This is a genomic window from Rudaeicoccus suwonensis, assembly GCF_007829035.1.
GTDB classification, from domain to species: domain Bacteria; phylum Actinomycetota; class Actinomycetes; order Actinomycetales; family Dermatophilaceae; genus Rudaeicoccus; species Rudaeicoccus suwonensis.
Window position 1 is genome coordinate 584,456 of record NZ_VIVQ01000002.1, and the last position, 18,067, is coordinate 602,522.

An 18,067-nucleotide genomic window follows, 5' to 3' on the forward strand; every position below is an offset into this window, starting at 1 on the left:
GGCAAGGCCGCAGATCTGCTACGGGGCAGCATCGATCAGTCCGACTTCAAGTCGTACATTTCCCGCTGATGTTCCTCAAACGGATCAGTGACGTCTACCTCGAGGAGTATTCGCAAGCCCTCGATGAGTCGAATGGTGACCACGAGTTTGCAGGATTCGCAGAAAACCACCGATTCGCGATTCCGCGGGGAAACCTCTGGCCGGATATCCGCAACCGCACAGAAAACATCGGCACCGCCTTGCAGACCGCGTTCCGAGAGATCGAGAAGGCTAACCCTGACACCCTCTACGGCATCTTTGGCAACGCCAGCTGGACCAACAAGGACAAGCTGCCCGACCGCAAGCTCGCCGACCTGATCGAGCATTTCTCCACCAAGACGCTGTCCAACGCGAACGTAACACCGGACGTGTTCGGCAACGCGTATGAGTACCTGATCAAGCGCTTCGCGGACCAGTCCAACAAGAAGGCGGGTGAGTATTACACGCCGCGGTCCGTCGTCGCGTTGCTGATCAACATCCTCGACCCGCAAGAAGGGGAGACCATCTACGATCCGGCCTGCGGCACCGGTGGGATGCTAATCGAGGTCATTGAGCACGTGAAGGCCGCCGGCGGTAGCCCCAAGACGCTGTGGGGCAAGCTCTACGGTCAAGAGAAGGTCCTTGCCACCTCAGCAATCGCCCGCATGAACCTGCTGGTGCACGGCGTCGAAGACTTCCGGATCGTTCGCGAGGACACCCTCCGCAGCCCGGCGTTCTACGCGGACGACAGTCATCTGGTGCAGTTCGACTGCGTCGTCGCCAACCCACCGTTCTCACTCAAGAACTGGGGTGAAACTGCCTGGGCAACCGACAAGTGGGGCCGCAACGACCTTGGCGGGGTGCCACCGAAGGGCTACGCCGACTGGGCATGGGTGCAACACATGCTCATCTCTGCGAAGTACGCAACGGGCCGAGTTGCAGTTGTTCTCCCGCAGGGCGCGTTGTTCCGTCAGGGCGCCGAAGCACGCATCCGCACCGACATTATGAAGAGCGGTGCTGTCGAGGCGGTGATCGGACTCGCTCCCAATCTCTTCTACGGGGCAGGCCTGGCCGCGTGTGTCCTCATTCTGCGGACGAAGAAGCCAGCGAATCGGCGGGACCAGGTCTTGTTTATCAACGGTGAGACCTTGTTCAAGCGCGGTCGTAACCAGAACACGCTTGAGCCGTGCCATGCCCAGCAGATCCTCGACGTCTACGAGGGGTATGCCGACGTCGAGGGCCTCGCACATGTTGCGTCGTTTGAGGAGATCGCCGGCAACGGCTACAACCTCAACATCCCTCTGTATGTCTCACCGGTCGACACCGGCGAGAGACTCTCACTCGCCGACGCGCTGGCTAACCTCGAGGCGGCGCATGGCGAGGTAGTCAAGACCCGGGCGGGGTTAGAAGCAGAGTTGGCGAAGTGGGGACTGGGGGAGATCGCGTGAGCAAGCAGATCACTCAACGCGAGTTGGAGACTTACCTGTGGGGTGCAGCGGTCGTGCTCCGTGGGCTGATCGACGCCGGTGACTACAAGCAGTACATCTTCCCGCTCGTCTTCTTGAAGCGGATCTCGGACGTGTATGACGAAGAGCACGCGGGTGCGCTGAAGATCTACGACGATGAGGTACTGGCCGATTTACCGGAGAATCACCGCTTCGTCATCCCCGCTGGATGCCACTGGTCCGACGTGCGTGAGACGTCGCAGAACATCGGCGAAACCCTGAAGATGGTCTTTCGTGAGATCGAAGCTGCCAACCCCGACACGCTTACGGGCGTGTTCGGCGACGGCGACTGGGGCAACAAGAACCTGCTGCCCGACTCCACTCTGAGCGATCTGATCGAGCACTTTTCCACCGAGACATTCACCATCGCGAACTTGCCTGAGGACGAACTCGGGAATGGCTACGAGTACCTGATCCGGAAGTTCGCGGACGACTCGGGTCACACCGCGCAGGAGTTCTATACGAACCGCACTCTCGTTCACCTGATGACGCAGATGCTCGAACCCCACGCGGGCGAGTCGGTGTACGACCCGACCTGCGGTACCGGCGGCATGCTCATCTCCGCCGTGGCGGAGCTCAAGAGGAGAGAGAAGGAGTGGCGTAGCGTCCGGTTGTACGGGCAGGAACTCAACTACGGCACCTCCGCAATCGCCCGGATGAACCTGTTCCTGCACGGCATCACCGACGGACACATCGCCCACGGAGACACCCTCGCCCGGCCCGCGTTCCTGAACGCCACAGGCGGACTCGAAACGTTTGACATCGTCCTGGCCAACCCGCCGTATTCCATCAAGGCGTGGGACCGCGCGAAGTTCGCCAAGGACCCGTACGACCGCAACAGGTGGGGGGTCCCGCCGCAGGGTCGAGCCGACTACGCGTTCTTCCAACACATCGCCAAGAGTCTCGACCCCAAGACCGGTCGCGCCGCGATCCTCTTTCCCCATGGCGTGCTGTTCCGCCAAGAAGAAGGAGCACTGCGCGAAGCACTCGTGAAGTCCGACCTTCTCGAATGCGTGCTCGGCCTCGGAGCCGGACTGTTTTACAACAGCCCGATGGAAGCCGTCGTAGTCACACTCCGCGCTACCAAGCCGGCCGAGCACAAGGGCAAGGTTCTCTTCATCAACGCGGTCAACGATGTCGCCCGCGAACAAGCGCAGTCCTTTCTCCGCGAGACCCACCAGAAGAAGATCCTCGACGCCTACCGGGATTTCGGTGCCGTCGATGGGTTTGCTTCGGTCGCAACGCTTGACGAGATCGCCCTCAGGGGCCACAGCCTGGCCATCCCGCTGTACGTCACTGGAGCGAAGACTGCCGATGTTCGCGACCGGGTCCACGTGACTGACTCCGTCGCCAACTGGCGCGCCGCTGCCACCGAATCCGAGGCGGCCATCGCCGACATTCTCACGCGCCTCCGATCGGAGGCGCCCGCGTGACTCCTGATATCGACAAGTCGAGTTGGAAGCGAGTCGTGTTCGGCGACGTCATTGAAAGCATCACCGATCGTGTCGACGACCCGTCGGCAGCTGGGGTTGATCGTTACGTCGGGTTGGAGCACCTCGACCCAGGGGCCATGACTGTCCGGCGCTGGGACACACCGGACAAGGTCGCCGCGCAGAAGCTGCGCTTTCAGAGCGGTGACGTGATTTTCGGTAGGCGCCGCGCGTACCAGAAGAAGGTCGCGCTTGCGGAGTTCGAAGGCATCTGCTCCGCGCATGCACTCGTGCTTCGCGCTTGCGCCGACTCCATGTACCCGGACTTCCTGCCCGTGTTCTTGTCGAGCGACTACTTCCTCGACCGTGCCGTCGCCATTTCGGTTGGCTCGCTGTCACCAACCGTGAACTGGCGCGACCTCAAGGTTCAGGAATTTGACCTCCCACCCCTCGACGAGCAGAAGCGCATCGCCGACCTCCTCTGGGCCATCGAGCGCCACCGGATGGCAGTGATCGACACCGAAGTGCCACTCACCAGATGCCAAACACCGCTCATGGAAATTGAGGCGACTTCGTACGTCACGGTTGGCGACGTTGTGCTGACTGCCAGGAGTGGCGCGACTCCTCGGCGTTCCAACAAGGCCTACTACGGAGGAGAGATCCCATGGCTGAAGTCGGGAGAGGTCACAGGGGATGGGCTTCACGCCACCGCTGAGTCGATCTCTGCAGACGGGCTTGAGAACTCCGCAGCGTGGTTGGTACCGACTGGCGCCGTGGTCGTCGCCATGTACGGAGACGGTAAGACGCGCGGTCAGGTCGGACGGATTGCGAGGCCCATGAGCACGAATCAGGCAGTCCTGGCCCTCGTCGCCGACGAGTCCAAGGTCGACCCAGACTTCTTATACTGCTGGCTCCGTTCACGGCAGGAGGAACTGAGGGGTAAGGGCGTCGGCGCAGCTCAGAAGAATCTGTCAAAGGGCCTCGTCACGTCTGAACCATTTCCAGACTTGCCCGTGCAGGACCAGTCGTCAGCGGTTGCTCAAGTCATCGCGATCGACCAAGCGCGGGACCAATTGCGCTCGGAAGCTGACGAACTCGCAGAGCTACGGGTGTCGTTTCTTGCGGAGATATTTGGGGGCAACTGATGGCGCAGTTCAACGAGGCGAATTCAGTGCGCGATTTCGTGCGGGACGTGGTCAGGTCGAGCGATGTTCATTTCGTTCCGGGCAGCGAGTTGCCACGTCGTCTGGACGAGGTGCTTTTGGAGGGAGCTCTCAAGGAGGCGCTGATCCGGCTGAATCCGGAGATCGAGTCCGAGCCGGCGAAGGCCGACGAGGTGATCTACAACCTGCGAGCGATCTTGTTGTCGGCTCGCACGACACCGCATCCGGTGGTGGCCAACGAGGAGTTGATGACTTGGTTGACGGGTCAGAAGTCGATGCCGTTCGGAGCGAACGGTGAGCACACCACCGTTCGTCTGATCGACTACGACCACCTTGACGACAACTCGTCAAACCAATGGATGGTGTCGACGGAGGTGACGTTCAAGCTTGGCCGGTTGGAGAAGCGGTTCGACTTGGTGTTGTGGTGCAACGGGTTCCCGCTGGTGGTCGGTGAGGCGAAGACGCCGATCCGGCCGGCATACACATGGATCGACGCTGCAGCCCAGATTCACGACGACTACGAGCAGAGCATCCCGCAGTTCTTCGTGCCCAACGTTTTTTCCTTCGCCACCGAAGGCAAGGACTTTCGGTACGGCACGGTCGGGATGCCAGTTGAGCTGTGGGGTCCATGGCGTGAAGACACAACTGACGAGAACGCGCCCGCCAAGATCGGGCTGGTCACGGTCCGTGAAGCCGTCGAAGGTGTCCTGAATCCACGGGCGGTTTTGGAGTTCGTGAGGTTCTTCACCCTCTACGCGACGGACAAGAAGCACCGCAAGATCAAGATCATCGCCCGGTTCCAGCAGTTCCAGGCAACCAACCTCATTGTGGAACGAGTCCTGCTCGGCAAAGTGAAGCAGGGCTTGATCTGGCACTTTCAGGGGTCAGGAAAATCTCTGCTGATGGTGTTCACCGCGCTGAAGCTGCGGGCGATGGCCGAGTTGACCAACCCGACGATCCTGATCGTGGTTGACCGCATCGATCTGGACACACAGATCACCGGCACCTTCAACGCCTCGGACGTGCCCGGGCTGGTCTCCACCGACTCTCGTGCCCAGTTGCAGAACCTGCTGAGTCAGCGGGCGCGAAAGATCATCATCACCACGATCCACAAGTTCGGTGAGGCACCTGGTGTGCTGGATGACCGGCAGAACATCATCGCGATGGTCGACGAAGCCCACCGGACACAGGAGGGCGATTATGGGCAGAAGATGCGCCAGGCGTTGCCGAACGCGTTCTTGTTCGGCCTGACCGGGACACCGATCAACAAGCGCGACCGCAACACGTTCATGTGGTTCGGGGCACCGGAGGACGCAGGAGGCTACCTGTCGCGCTACACCTTCCACGACTCGATCCGCGACGGTGCCACCCTCCCGCTGCACTTCGAGCCGCGACTGTCGGAGTTGCACATCGACCAGGAGGCGATCGACGCAGCGTTCGACGAGCTGGCCACCGAGGAGCGGTTGAGCGAGTCGGACAAGATCGCGTTGTCGAAGAAGGCCGCGTCGATCGAGGTGCTGATCAAGACACCATCGCGGATCGCGAAGATCGCTGCGGACATAGCCGAGCATTTCCGCGCCAAGGTCGAACCGCTGGGCTTGAAGGCGCAAGTCGTGGTCTACGACAAGGCCTCCTGTGTGGCCTACAAGACCGAGTTGGACCGGCACCTCGGGCCGGATGTGTCGACGATCGTGATGTCCAAATCCCGTGGTGGCTCACCGGATTGGGCGCCGTGGACCCCGGGCGCGGACGAACTCGAGCAGGTGCTGGCCCGGTTCAACGACCCGGCGGACCCGCTGAAGGTCATTATCGTCACCTCCAAGTTGCTGACCGGGTTCGATGCCCCGATCTTGTTCTGTCAGTACTTGGACAAGCCGTTGAAGGAGCACACGCTCCTGCAGGCGATCACCCGCACCAACCGCGTCTACCCACCCGACAAGACGCACGGCCTGATCGTGGACTACCTGGGCATCTTCGACGACGTGGCCAAGTCGTTGGCGTTCGACGAGAAGTCAGTGCAACAGGTCATCTCCAACATCGAAGAGTTGAAGAAGCAACTCGCGCTGACGATGGAAACCGCGTTGTCGTTCTTCCCCGGCGTTGACCGGACCATTGGCGGCTACGAAGGACTGGTGCAGGCACAGTCAGCCATCGCAGATGAAACCACCAAGGATGCCTTCGGGCTTGCCTACAGTGTCGTCTCCCAATTGTGGGAGGCGCTCAGCCCGGACCCGATGCTCGCGCCGTACCGCGACGACTACCGGTGGCTGACCGACGTCTACGAGTCCGTGCGTCCGTCGGATATCTCGGGCCGGCTGGTGTGGCACGCCTTGGGTGCCAAGACGATCGACCTGATCAACGAGCACGTTCAGGTCGAGATCCCGCAAGGTGACGAGACGATCGTGCTGGATGCGCAGACGATCGAAGACCTGATGACTGGCAAACGCCAGGATGTGCCGGTCGAAGAGATCGAGAAGCAGATCACCGCACGCATCGCACGCCACCTCAACAACCCCGTCTTCATCGAACTCGGACAACGCCTCAACGCGTTGCGGGACAAGTACGCCGACATCCAGCAGTCCAGCCTGGAGTTCCTGCGTGAGCTCCTCGAACTGGCCCGTGACACCGTCGCTGCAGAGAAGGAAGCCAATGATGTCCCACCGGAGGAGAAGGGCAGGGCCGCGCTCACCGATCTGTTCGAGGCGCTCAAGGGCGAGCACACACCGATCATCGTGTCCAATGTCGTCGACCGCATCGACGAGGTCGTCAGGGCTGTTAGGTTCGAGGGCTGGCAGTCCACGATCCGCGGAGATCAGGAAGTTCGGCAGGCGCTGCGCAAGACGTTGTACGTCCAGTTCAAGATCCGGGACAACGACGTCTTCGAAAAGGCGCTGAAGTACATCCGCGAGTACTACTGATGCCCGCGGCGACAGGCAAGGGAACCGGGTGGGGCTGGGACCAGACAGGTCCCGCCTGGGGTGTCCGGGCTTTCGCCCCGAAGTCTGGCCAAGACCATCTCGGACTCGGATCCGTCAGTTCCGACCGGATTCTTCCGGCCCTATCGCCGGGCATAAACGTGTTGACTGTCCATCCACGCTATTGGTCGTTCTACTCGTGGGTGCTCGACGAATTTTGGGTCCGTGAACTTCCGCGCACACGGCGAGCGTTCACAGACTTTTACCGCCCGCGGGAAGCCCTCTTCGCCATGTCGTGTCATGTCTGCGAGGCGCCCGAGCACGGGACATTGTTGGCAAACGTTGTCGGAAGCCGACGCGTTGGACCACTGGTCGACGAGGACATGTTCGATCCCGGATTCGACTACATCAAGGAGCCGCTCGGCGGTTACGGGCTGTACTACCGCTCCGCGATGGAGCAGACCGGCGTCGTCATTGTCGCGCGACCCTCCAACGGCTTCCCGTTCGACGCGCCCACGCCCACCGGGCGCGCCCTCGCTGACGCCTTTCGCCGCGCTATCGCTGGCACCCGGCTCATGGTCGCCCTCAATAGCGACCCCACAAACCCCATCCCGCGAGATGACCTGGTCGACTTCGCCAATTCGGCGTGTCTGTGTCAACTTCAAGTCGCGACCGACTACGACCTCCCTCTGCTGCAGGACCTCTTCCTTCATTCTGGAGTTTCCGATGAGACAACCTCCCGCAGTCAGACATTGCGTTTCCTGCTGGATCTGAGCCAATGCGCACCTGCCTGGCCGATCTACCAGGACACGTTTCGACAACTCATCTATTTCCGCACCTTGGGCGGACCTGAGTACACGCCACGACCTGAACTGCTCGACGTCGCCCGACGCTGGCGCGTGTACCAAGGGCGCGAATACTTCGCGTTCGTGTTCAACCGCCTCCTGCGGTGGGTTACACGCCGCGGTCTCGATGAGACCGAGGCTGGCCTGACTCCGATGCCGCTGGAAGACGTATGGGAACTCGTCGCTGACGCGATCAACGACGGGACCCACAACCCTGACATGAACCTGGAATTGCCATCGGTCACCGCCGATACCGCCGCCGGGGACCTACTGAGGGAGCTGAAGGACGGCCTGGACATCACCGGGTCTGCAGATGCTCCGTGGCCGCGCGACGAGACCCGCGATGAACACGCGCTCTACGAGGCTTGTCGCTACGTCGACGTCGACGACGGAGCAACACTTGTCGCGCTGCTCGCGTTGCTACTTCTCGTTCGCGAACGGTTCGGCTTACCAGAACGCGCCGCCGAATTCATCGACGAGCGACTCGTCCTGGCTGAGGGCGGCGCGCTGCGCATTGGCATGTCCAGGTTCATGCATCTGCTGAATCAGCGCATGCTGCGCAACCCGACCCTGGCTGAGCTGTTGCAGTGGCTCATCCAGGACTTCGTCATCGTCCAACACGAGCGCGTGGCAGCAGCCAAGCTGCCCGACGACACCTACCGGCTTCGTCGAGTCGGTGGCAGCCTTCGCTTCTTCCCACAAGACGTGCCGGTACGGCTCAACGACAGTCGTTTCGGAGCGCTCAGCACCATGGTTCATGAGTTGGGTTGGGCGACGCCATTTGCGTTGTCGAACAGGAAGCTGACCCGGTCGGGCCGGGCACTGCTCGTCGACGGTGATCTTCCAGCTGGTGCCCTCGCGGCCGCTTCCGAACAGTTCGAGGTCGAGAAGCCGGCGACAACATGAGCGCGGGCCGCACTGAAAGTACGAGTCTGGTCGTCCCCGAACTGCTTCAGGGCCAATGGACGACGGCCATCATCAGTACCTTCGGTGCGAATCTGACGTTCTTCGAGTCGCGCCTGATGGGCCAACTCGCGCAAGTTCCGCTCCGGATCATCCTGGCCGATGGCCAACAACTGCTCCGAGGCCTGGAGGAGGCAGCGCGGACGGGGCAACGGCACAGGTTGGCAAACAAGGCGTACGTGGCGGCGCCAATACGGCACCCGCATGCGGCCCACGCCAAAGTCATACTTCTGCTTGGGCCGACCAGTGGCAGGCTGATCGCAGGGTCGGGCAATTTGAGCTACGACGGGTACGCGTCGCCCGGCGAACTCTGGCACGTGTACGAATACGACGACGACCAGCCCGAACACCTCAAACAGTTCACCGCTGCTAGGGCCTTCTTCGACTCTCTCGCCGACCGCAAACACATCGACCCTCCTGCGATCGATTTGCTTCAAACGGCCTGGGGCAACTCAACGTGGCTCCCGTCCGAGGTGCCCGCCCAGGCCTCCCTGGTCAACAACTTCGACCGCCCGCTCATCGCACAGCTGCGTGACGCGGCGTCTGACCCGGTTCTAGAGATGGTCGTACATGCGCCATTTCACGACAAAGACTGCGCGGCGCTCGACCAGTTGCTCACAACCTTCCAACCGAAGCGGCTTCGCCTCCTGGTCACCCACGCAACATCCGCTGAAACTACGAGCATTGAACGAATTCTCGGGGCGGACCCGTCCCGGACAGTCGAGCTCGTAGACGTAGTGGACGAACCATCCACATACCTGCACGCGAAATGGGTACATCTGATCCACAGCAAGAGCGAGACGCTCTTGACCGGGTCGGCGAACCTCTCACGATCGGCTTTGCTCCGAACAACCGCCGCAGGCAATATCGAGGCAGGCATCATTTCTGCTGGCGCGCGCGGCGCGTTCGATGGAATCTATGCACACGTGCAGCGGCAGCCAGTAACGAACCTCGGCTCTCTTGGGCTCTCAATACACGAGGTCGCGCCTGACGACGAGGCAGTGATCGACGGCCTCGTTGCCCTGTGGAGCAGGTTGGATGGTAACCAGCTGGCAGTCACGTTTTCGGCTGCCGTGCCACTAACCTCGAAGTTCCAGCTTGAAGATGACGCCGGGGACGAGCTAGAGGTCGTCTCCGTCACGATCGACGACAACATGGCCACATTTGTCCTCGCCAAGAGATCGGCTGATCGTCTTGCAGAAGGTGGGCGTGTGGTGGTCTACGTCGACGGCGATGCCGACCAGCGCAGCGTGATGTGGCCGTATCACCTCCGAGATTTGCGACATCGCCTCAAGATTGCAGGGCAACGGGAGCAACTTCCCCGTGTCGGCACCCTCCCTGATCAAGACGCGGAGCTATACGACCTACTTCGCGAGCTGGACCAAACACTGATCATCGATCGTGAGGCCGCATGGCGGATTGCCTCGCCGGGGAAGACGGCTGACGACGGTGGTGGCGGCAGCGATAGTGGGGATGTCGTTCGTCTTGACGAACTCGATTGGGAGCGCGTCCGTCGCGATCCCCGATACCGCGCATACAACCCTCGTGGACGTGCGCCGGGGACAGCGCCAACTGATATCCAGGTGATACTCGCGGCCATAGCCAGGCGGCTAGGTGACCTCGGAATCTCGTCACCAGACACCGGCAGCGACGATGACGACCTGGCGCATGAGGGCGACGTCGGCCTGGACGCGAACGACGAAGCCACCGACGACGAGCTCGAGGATGAACTGACGAGACATCGGTTACCGGTCAGCACCCGCACCAGGATGGCGTTCGATCGCTTCGTTCGGCGCTACGGCGACGCGCTCTCGGACAGTGGCTTCGTTGACGACTTAGGGCCGGTTGTCGCCGTCACGAACGCAGTGATCTTCAACCACATCCTCTCCCGCCTGCTCGAAAGAGAGGCCGTTTCGCCGCGCTATGCACTCGCAGCCCTGCTCGCAACGTGGCAGTTTCTGTGGGGCACGTGCGAAGAAGGCGGGGTGACCAAGGGCCTCGATACCGAGACACTCGATGTTGTCCGCACCATCCTGAAGGACAGTGAGTCACGAGCCGAGACGTTGCGAGGCCTTGTCAGTGCGCTCGGTTACGAGGACGCAGAAAACGTATGGACTTCGCTTCGCAATGTGACGCGATACCTGCTGACTGATTCCGAGTTCGCTCTTGACGCGGTGTTGGTGTCCGAAGCCGCCGGTGATCCGAGCATGAGTCTCATGGTGCTCGATGAGCTCACTCAACTGGCCGAATGGTACGCCGAGCGCGAGCTCTTCGATTTTGTCCTCGCTGGCGTCGGCTTGCCGGCCTCGGCTGCTGGGTGGCGAGTAGAAAGCGTCCGGCGCGCTGGCCGTGATTACCGATCGGTGACATTCATCGTCCACCCGCCGGTTGAAAAATTGACCGTTGAGTTGATGCGTGATCTCCTCCAGCGGGCGGCCGTTGCAACGTACTTCGCGGGCAACGATGGCGATTACATCCGAGTTCGCTTGGATGGAAACGGGAAGTCCGTTGCGTACTGGGATGAGGCTGCCGGTGAAGGCGTCGTGATGGTCGATGACGAAGTTGAAGAGCTCGACCCGATTGACCCACCGTGGCCAGTATGGAGCCTTCGCCTTGACGACGTTCGAAGTGAACTCGATGCAGCCGCGCCTTCGCAGGCTGAACCTGCATGAGCGTGGTACTTATCAGCTGTCTCTTCAGTGGTTGTTAAATGCGCCCATGGTAAGGGATGGCGATCGATGCCGTGGTGTTAATCGCCGGCATCCCACTGACTGTCATCGCGCCTTTCAAAACAGTAATTTTCACGAGATTTATTTCCCTGGGTCAGAGATATACAAGATTATCATGGATTCAAAGGCGATATTCACCAAGGAAAGGCGCGATGCAATAGAAAGAAAACGAATTAATAATGAAGCGCGCCAGGATGTTTGACTATAAACTTAGCTATAATCGTTACGTCTGACATAATTGCGTCGATCTGTGCAGTATTGACGATTTTATTCGTCTATCGTATGAATGGATATTGAGCGGTTACACGACTGCGGGTTGACCATTTGATTCGACGCGCCGACAGTCGCTGTCCGCATCTTCTGCCTCGTCCGTACTTCGGGCAAACGTGTCACCCGAAGTACGGACACGAGAATCTACGGCATGGCGAAAATCGTTCGGTGCCAGTCCTTGTGCGCATCGCCGGTGGTGTCGAACATGACGTGCTTGACGTTGGTGTATTCGTCGAGCGCGTACTGGCTCATGTCCTTGCCGTAACCGGACTGCTTGTAGCCGCCGTGCGGCATGTCGCTCACGATCGGGATGTGGTCGTTGATCCACACCGCGCCGGCGCGTATGTCGCGGGTCGCCCGCAGCGCACGGTGCACATTGGTGGTCCACGCCGATGCGGCCAGGCCGAAACGGCTGTCATTCGCCAGAGCCAGCCCTTCGTCATCCGTGTCGAACGTCAGCACGACCAGCACCGGTCCGAAGACCTCGTTCTGCACGATGTCCGAATCCTGCGCTGCACCCGTGATCAGCGTCGGCCGGTAGTACGCACCTGGCCCTTCGGGCGCGAAACCGCCTGTCACAACTGTGGATCCGGCGGCGCGTGCCGCGTCGACCATCGCAGCCACCCGGTCGCGATGCTGGTGTGAGATGAGCGGCCCCAGGTCGGTCGCGGGGTCATCCGTCGGGCCGAGGACGACGCGGTCATACAACTCGCCCACCGCGGCGACGAAGGCGTCATACAGCGGGCGCTGCACGTAGGCGCGGGTCGCGGCCGTGCAGTCCTGACCGGTGTTGATCAGCGAACCCGCCACCGCACCATGGGCGGCTGCCTCGAGATCGGCGTCGTCGAAAACGACGAAGGGCGCCTTGCCGCCGAGTTCCATGTGGGTGCGCTTCGATGTCGCTGCCGTCGCGGCGATGATCTGCTGCCCGACCATCGTCGACCCGGTGAACGACACCATGTCGACCTGCGGATGCGCGATCAGCGTCGCGCCGGTCGTGGCTCCCGGGCCGGTGACCACGTTGAAGATCCCGTCGGGCAGCCCCGCCTCGGTCGCCAGCTGCGCGAAGCGCAGCGTCGTGGATGGCGTCAGCTCGCTCGGCTTCAGCACGATCGCATTGCCGGCGGCGATCGCAGGCAGCACCTTCCACGCGGCCATCTGCAGCGGATAGTTCCAGGGCGCAATGGATCCCACGACCCCGACGGCCTCGCGACGGATGCTGCTGGTCGTGCCTGCGGCATACTCCCCGGTCGCCTTGCCCTCCAGGTTGCGCGCGGTGCCGGCGAAGAACGAGGTGTTGTCGATGGTGCCCGGCACGTCAAACTCGCGCGCCAGCCGGATCGGCTTGCCGGCCTCGCGCGACTCCAGTTGCGCGAGATCCTCCGCATCGCGTTCGAGCAACGCCGCGAGCTTGTTCAGCACCCCGGCGCGCTCGCCGGGCGTGACTCGCGACCACGAGTTGTATGCCGATCGCGCGGCTTCGAGCGCACTTTCGACATCGTCGGCGCTCGCGACGTCGACCGTGTCGAGCTGTATGCCGGTGGACGGGTCGATCAGTTCGAGGGTCTCGTCGGCGGAGCCGTTTCGGAGCCGGCCGTTGATGTATTGATATGGCATGACGGGCCTTTCTGAGCCGTGAAATGCAATGAAGTCAAAGGAAATTCAACAAGGCGCGCGAGAGCGCGACGTGAGCGGATCTGTCTGGTTATCAACGGAATCCGGCGCTGTTGCCGACGGCCGCCGCGGCGGCGAGCTCGGCAGCGACGCGATCGTGATCGTCGGCGAGGGAGGCGGTCGTCACGCGGACGTGTGCTGATGTGGCGTCCGCACGCACGGTGAACGGTGTGCCCGAGGCGACGCCGATGCCCCGACTGGCCAAGCGCACCATCGCCGCCGCCTCGTCGACCACGGGCAGCCACAGGTTGATGCCATCGCGCGCGTGCACCTCGACACCGTGCTGCCGCAACCGGTCGACCAACGCCTCACGCCTGCGGGCGTATTCACAGCGGGCAGAAGCGATCTGGGCGGCGACGGCGTCATCGGTCAGCAGGGTCAGCAGCAGTGACTGCAGCAGACGGGAGGTCCACCCCTGGCCGAACAGCCGCCGGTCGATGATCGGGTTCAGCAGAGCGGCCGGACCACCGATGGCCGCCAGTCGCAGGTCCGGACCGAAGGACTTGGAGAAGCTGCGGATGTGCAGCACCCGGTCGGGCAGCAAGTCGCCGAGGCTCACCGCGGCGGCGCTGGCCACGTCGCCGGTCGCGTCGTCCTCGACGATCAGCGCGTGATGCGAGCCCAGAGTGTCGGCGAGCTCGCGGGCGCGCTCGGCGGTGAGTGATGCGCCCGTGGGGTTCTGGCCACGCGGTTGCAGGATCACCATGGCGGGACGGAACCGCGTCAACGACTGCGCCAAAGCGCCTGGCAACAGACCGTTTTCGTCGATCGCAACACCGTGGGCGACCGCGCCGATCGAGTCGAGGATGTCGAGGATCGGCGGAAATGTCGGATCCTCCACCAGCACCACATCGCCGAAACGCAGATGGGTGTCGGCGATGAGCTGCATGGCGTCCATTGCCCCGTCGACGACGGTGACAGCTTCGATGGCGCTCGGCCAGGTCGACAGCAGCACCTGCGTCAGGCCCGGCAGGACAGGGTCGTCGAGATAGCTGGTCGGGCGGGCACGGCCGGGTAGCGCCTGCAACGCGGGCGTGATGTCCGGCAACAGCTCTGGGTCAGGCACCCCCGTCGACAGGTCGAGGGTGAAGGAGTTGCCCGACTCGAGCGCGCGCCGGTAACGGCTGGGCCGATGGGTGCCGGTGGCCACCCGCGTGCCCCTGCGGCCGTCGGTGGCGATGGCGCCGGATCGGGTGAGCAGCGACCATGCTGAACTCACCGTCGTCGGTGAGACCTGCAGGTCCCCGGCCAGGCTGCGGATCGGTGGCAGCACGTCACCTTCGCGCAGGTCACCGGTGCGGATCGCCGCAAGCACGGCGTCCGCCAACCCGCGGCTGGTCCGCTCGGTGAGGTTGAGGCGTGCTGCGTCGAACATTTCGTCACAGTACAACGTGTGGCAAAAAATGACAGTAGGTGAAGACGCGCCAGTTTCACATCATCTTGCGCATCGCCGACCACCAAAGCCACATCGCCCGGTATGACGCGGATTCACCGCACTTCAGCGACGGACCGGCACCGTCATACATCTCGATGCACCCACGATCAAGAAGTTTTGTAACAGATCAAAATAGGCATTGTGTCGCGCGTCACCATGTCGTACGTTGCGGTTATGACTGAGCGCATCGGGCAGTGGATCAACGGACATCTCGTCACGTCGGACGCTGCGACAACGTCCCCCGTGTTCAACCCCGCGACCGGTGAGCAGACCGGTGCGCTCGAGTTCGCGACGCCGGCCGAGATCGACGATGCCGTCCGCAGCGCGACCGAGGCCGCCCGCGAGTGGCGTCTGTCGTCGTTGTCCAAGCGCAGCGCCGTGCTGTTCGCCTTCCGGCAGATCCTCCACGACCGCTCCGACGAGCTCGCCGCGATCATCACCGCCGAGCACGGCAAAGTGCTCGCCGACGCGCACGGCGAGATCGCCCGCGGCCTGGAAAACGTCGAATACGCCTGCGGTGTGCCGGAATTGCTCAAGGGCGGCTTCAGCGAGCAGGCCGCCTCAGGGGTCGACGTCTACTCGATCCGTCAGCCGCTCGGCGTCGTCGCCGGCATCACCCCGTTCAACTTCCCCGCCATGGTGCCGCTGTGGATGTGCGCCAATGCGATCGCCGCAGGCAACGCCTTCGTGCTCAAGCCCAGCGAGAAGGATCCGTCGGCTTCGCTCTGGTTGGCGAAGGCGTGGCAGGAGGCAGGGCTGCCCGACGGAGTGTTCACCGTCATACAGGGCGGCAAGGACGCCGTCGATGCGCTGCTGGCCCACGAGTCCATCGCGGCGATCAGCTTCGTCGGCTCGACGCCGATCGCGAAGTACATCTACGAAACCGGCACCGCCGCGGGCAAGCGTGTGCAGGCCCTCGGCGGCGCCAAGAACCACGCGCTGGTGCTGCCCGACGCCGACCTCGGCGTTGCCGCCGACGCGATCGTGTCAGCGGCATACGGCGCGGCCGGTGAGCGCTGTATGGCGCTGTCCGTCGCCGTGGCCGTCGGTGACGTGGCCGACAAACTCGTCGACGCGATCGCCACCCGACTGCCGAAGCTGGTCGTCGGCGACGGCACGAAGCCAGGCACCGACATGGGTCCGCTCATCACCGCCGAGCACCGTGACAAGGTGGCCGGATACATCGACGCCGGAGAGGAATCCGGCGCCACGGTCGTCGTCGACGGACGCACCGGCGACCTGCCCGAAGGCGGCTTCTTCCTCGGCACCACGTTGCTGGACAACGTGACCACCCAGATGAGCGTCTACACCGACGAGATCTTCGGGCCGGTGCTCGACGTCGTCCGCGTCGACACCTACGAGGAGGGCCTGGCGCTGATCAACGCCAACCCGTTCGCCAACGGCACCGCCATCTTCACGCGCGACGGCGGCGCGGCGCGGCAGTTCCAGTTCGACGTCGAGGTCGGCATGGTCGGCATCAACGTGCCGATCCCGGTGCCGGTCGCCTACTACTCGTTCGGCGGCTGGAAGGCCTCGCTGTTCGGCGACACCCACATGTACGGCCCGGAGGGCATCAACTTCTACACGCGCGGCAAGGTGGTCACGTCACGGTGGCCCGACCCGGCGACATCGTCGGTCGATCTCGGCTTCCCCCGCACCCGCTGAGGTCGCCACCACCTCCACCAGTCGTCGCCGAGCGGCGGTCGTACGGCCCGCAACCCGAAAGGCACACCATGAGCAACCCGTTGGCCGGAATCCCCACCCAGGAGTCCGAGGTCCGCAGCCTGGACCGGGCGCACGTCTTCCACTCGTGGTCCGCGCAGGCGAAGATCGACCCGCTGCCGATCGCGTCCGCGCAGGGCTCGTATTTCACCGACTACGAGGGCAATCGCTATCTCGACTTCTCCTCGCAGTTGGTCAACGTCAACATCGGCTACCAGCACCCGCGGCTGATCGCGGCGATCCAGGAGTATGTCGCAAAGCTCGCGACCATCCAGCCGGCCTTCGCCAATGATGCGCGCTCGGAGGCCGCACGACTGATCACCGAACTGGCCGGTCCGAGCTTCCGCAGCGTGTTCTTCACCAACGGTGGAGCCGAGGCCAACGAGAACGCCATCCGGATGGCGCGGTTGCACACCGGACGGCCGAAAGTCCTTGCGGCATACCGCAGTTACCACGGCGCGACGCACGGGGTGATCGGTCTGACCGGTGACCCGAGGCGCTGGGGCACCGAGCCCTTCACCGTGCCGGGCATCGTGCACTTCTGGGGGCCGTACCCCTACCGGTCGGCGTTCTATTCGCAGACTCCGGAGCAGGAGACCGAGCGTGCGCTGCAGCACCTGCGCGACACGATCATGGTCGAAGGTGCCGGCACCATCGCCGCGATCATCCTCGAACCGGTCGTGGGGACCAACGGTGTCCTCGTGCCGCCTCCGGGATACCTGGCAGGTGTGCGACAGCTCTGCGACGAGCACGGCATCCTGCTGATCGCCGACGAGGTCATGGCCGGCTTCGGCCGGTGCGGCGAGTGGTTCGCCGTGCATCACTGGGATGTCGTGCCGGACCTGATCACCTTCGCCAAGGGCGTGAACTCCGGCTATGTGCCGCTCGGTGGCGTGATCGTGTCCGACGTCGTCGCGAGCACCTTCGACGACCGCGTCTACCCGGGCGGCCTGACGTACCAAGGACATCCGCTGGCGTGCGCCTCGGCGGTCGCGTCGATCGAGATCTTCAAGGACGAGAAGATCCTTGAGAATGCGCGCTTCCTCGGCACCGATGTGATCGGCCCGGAGCTGGAGAAGATCGCCGACAAGCACCCGTCTGTCGGTGAGGTCCGCGGGCTCGGTGTGTTCTGGGCGGTGGAGTTGGTCAAGGACAAGACGACGCGCGAACCCCTCGTGCCCTACAACGCCTCGGGTGCCGCCGCCACGCCGATGAACGACTTCGCCGCTGCCTGCAAGGCGCGCGGCATGTGGCCGATGACGCACTTCAACCGCACCCACGTCGTGCCGCCGTGCACCACCACCGAGGCCGAGGTCCGCGAGGGTCTGGCGATCCTCGACGAGGCGCTCGACGTCGCAGACTCCTTCTGCGACGCCTGACCTTGTGTATGCCGTGACC

At 62.9% G+C, this 18,067-nt stretch carries 10 protein-coding genes; 8 read left to right on the forward strand and 2 right to left on the reverse strand.

The features are described from left to right. Nucleotides 1-68: 68 nt before the first annotated feature. The 6 genes from BKA23_RS13945 (at nucleotide 69) to BKA23_RS13970 (ending at nucleotide 11,511) form a co-directional block, all read left to right on the forward strand. Nucleotides 69-1,466, forward strand: coding sequence for an N-6 DNA methylase (locus tag BKA23_RS13945; protein WP_246104661.1), 1,398 nt, complete (start codon nucleotides 69-71; stop codon nucleotides 1,464-1,466). After that, entirely contained in the window at nucleotides 1,463-2,956 is a 1,494-nt protein-coding gene (locus tag BKA23_RS13950; RefSeq protein WP_145229451.1) for a type I restriction-modification system subunit M, read from the forward strand. The genes BKA23_RS13945 and BKA23_RS13950 overlap by 4 nt, the downstream gene beginning before the upstream one ends. Beyond that, a complete protein-coding gene (locus BKA23_RS13955) occupies nucleotides 2,953-4,098 on the forward strand; it encodes a restriction endonuclease subunit S (RefSeq protein ID WP_145229453.1) in 1,146 nt (381 codons plus the stop codon). Before BKA23_RS13950 ends, BKA23_RS13955 begins: the two co-directional genes overlap by 4 nt. Continuing rightward, the gene (locus BKA23_RS13960; RefSeq protein ID WP_145229455.1) at nucleotides 4,098-7,034 is read left to right on the forward strand and encodes a type I restriction endonuclease subunit R; all 2,937 of its coding nucleotides are present in this window, start codon (nucleotides 4,098-4,100) and stop codon (nucleotides 7,032-7,034) included. The genes BKA23_RS13955 and BKA23_RS13960 overlap by 1 nt, the downstream gene beginning before the upstream one ends. 380 nt (nucleotides 7,035-7,414) lie before the next feature. Next, a complete protein-coding gene (locus BKA23_RS13965) occupies nucleotides 7,415-8,782 on the forward strand; it encodes a hypothetical protein (RefSeq protein WP_211841729.1) in 1,368 nt (455 codons plus the stop codon). Continuing rightward, nucleotides 8,779-11,511 (forward strand): phospholipase D-like domain-containing protein, encoded by a 2,733-nt coding sequence (locus BKA23_RS13970; protein ID WP_145229457.1) that lies wholly within the window; start codon nucleotides 8,779-8,781, stop codon nucleotides 11,509-11,511. Before BKA23_RS13965 ends, BKA23_RS13970 begins: the two co-directional genes overlap by 4 nt. 471 nt (nucleotides 11,512-11,982) lie before the next feature. On the opposite strand, the gene BKA23_RS13975 is transcribed toward BKA23_RS13970, so the two are convergent. Together BKA23_RS13975 and BKA23_RS13980 are read right to left on the reverse strand one after the other, a co-directional pair. Continuing rightward, nucleotides 11,983-13,455: a gamma-aminobutyraldehyde dehydrogenase gene (locus BKA23_RS13975; protein ID WP_145229459.1), complete on the reverse strand. Its 1,473-nt coding sequence runs from the start codon at nucleotides 13,453-13,455 to the stop codon at nucleotides 11,983-11,985. 91 nt (nucleotides 13,456-13,546) lie between these two features. After that, a complete protein-coding gene (locus BKA23_RS13980) occupies nucleotides 13,547-14,887 on the reverse strand; it encodes an aminotransferase-like domain-containing protein (RefSeq protein WP_145229461.1) in 1,341 nt (446 codons plus the stop codon). Nucleotides 14,888-15,121: 234 nt separating this feature from the next. Between BKA23_RS13980 and BKA23_RS13985 the strand changes: the two genes are divergently transcribed. Then, nucleotides 15,122-16,612: a CoA-acylating methylmalonate-semialdehyde dehydrogenase gene (locus BKA23_RS13985; protein WP_145229463.1), complete on the forward strand. Its 1,491-nt coding sequence runs from the start codon at nucleotides 15,122-15,124 to the stop codon at nucleotides 16,610-16,612. Nucleotides 16,613-16,680: 68 nt separating this feature from the next. Continuing rightward, nucleotides 16,681-18,048, forward strand: a complete 1,368-nt coding sequence (locus BKA23_RS13990; RefSeq protein WP_145229465.1) for an aspartate aminotransferase family protein — start codon at nucleotides 16,681-16,683, stop codon at nucleotides 18,046-18,048. Nucleotides 18,049-18,067: the final 19 nt, after the last annotated feature.

Bases quoted from the DNA above. Each gene is read 5' to 3' on its own strand.
- BKA23_RS13945 (WP_246104661.1), top strand. From the start codon at position 69: ATGTTCCTCAAACGGATCAGTGACGTCTACCTCGAGGAGTATTCGCAA.
- BKA23_RS13960 (WP_145229455.1), top strand. From the start codon at position 4,098: ATGGCGCAGTTCAACGAGGCGAATTCAGTGCGCGATTTCGTGCGGGAC.
- BKA23_RS13965 (WP_211841729.1), top strand. From the start codon at position 7,415: ATGTTCGATCCCGGATTCGACTACATCAAGGAGCCGCTCGGCGGTTAC.
- BKA23_RS13970 (WP_145229457.1), top strand. From the start codon at position 8,779: ATGAGCGCGGGCCGCACTGAAAGTACGAGTCTGGTCGTCCCCGAACTG.
- BKA23_RS13975 (WP_145229459.1), bottom strand. From the start codon at position 13,455: ATGCCATATCAATACATCAACGGCCGGCTCCGAAACGGCTCCGCCGAC.
- BKA23_RS13980 (WP_145229461.1), bottom strand. From the start codon at position 14,887: ATGTTCGACGCAGCACGCCTCAACCTCACCGAGCGGACCAGCCGCGGG.
- BKA23_RS13985 (WP_145229463.1), top strand. From the start codon at position 15,122: ATGACTGAGCGCATCGGGCAGTGGATCAACGGACATCTCGTCACGTCG.
- BKA23_RS13990 (WP_145229465.1), top strand. From the start codon at position 16,681: ATGAGCAACCCGTTGGCCGGAATCCCCACCCAGGAGTCCGAGGTCCGC.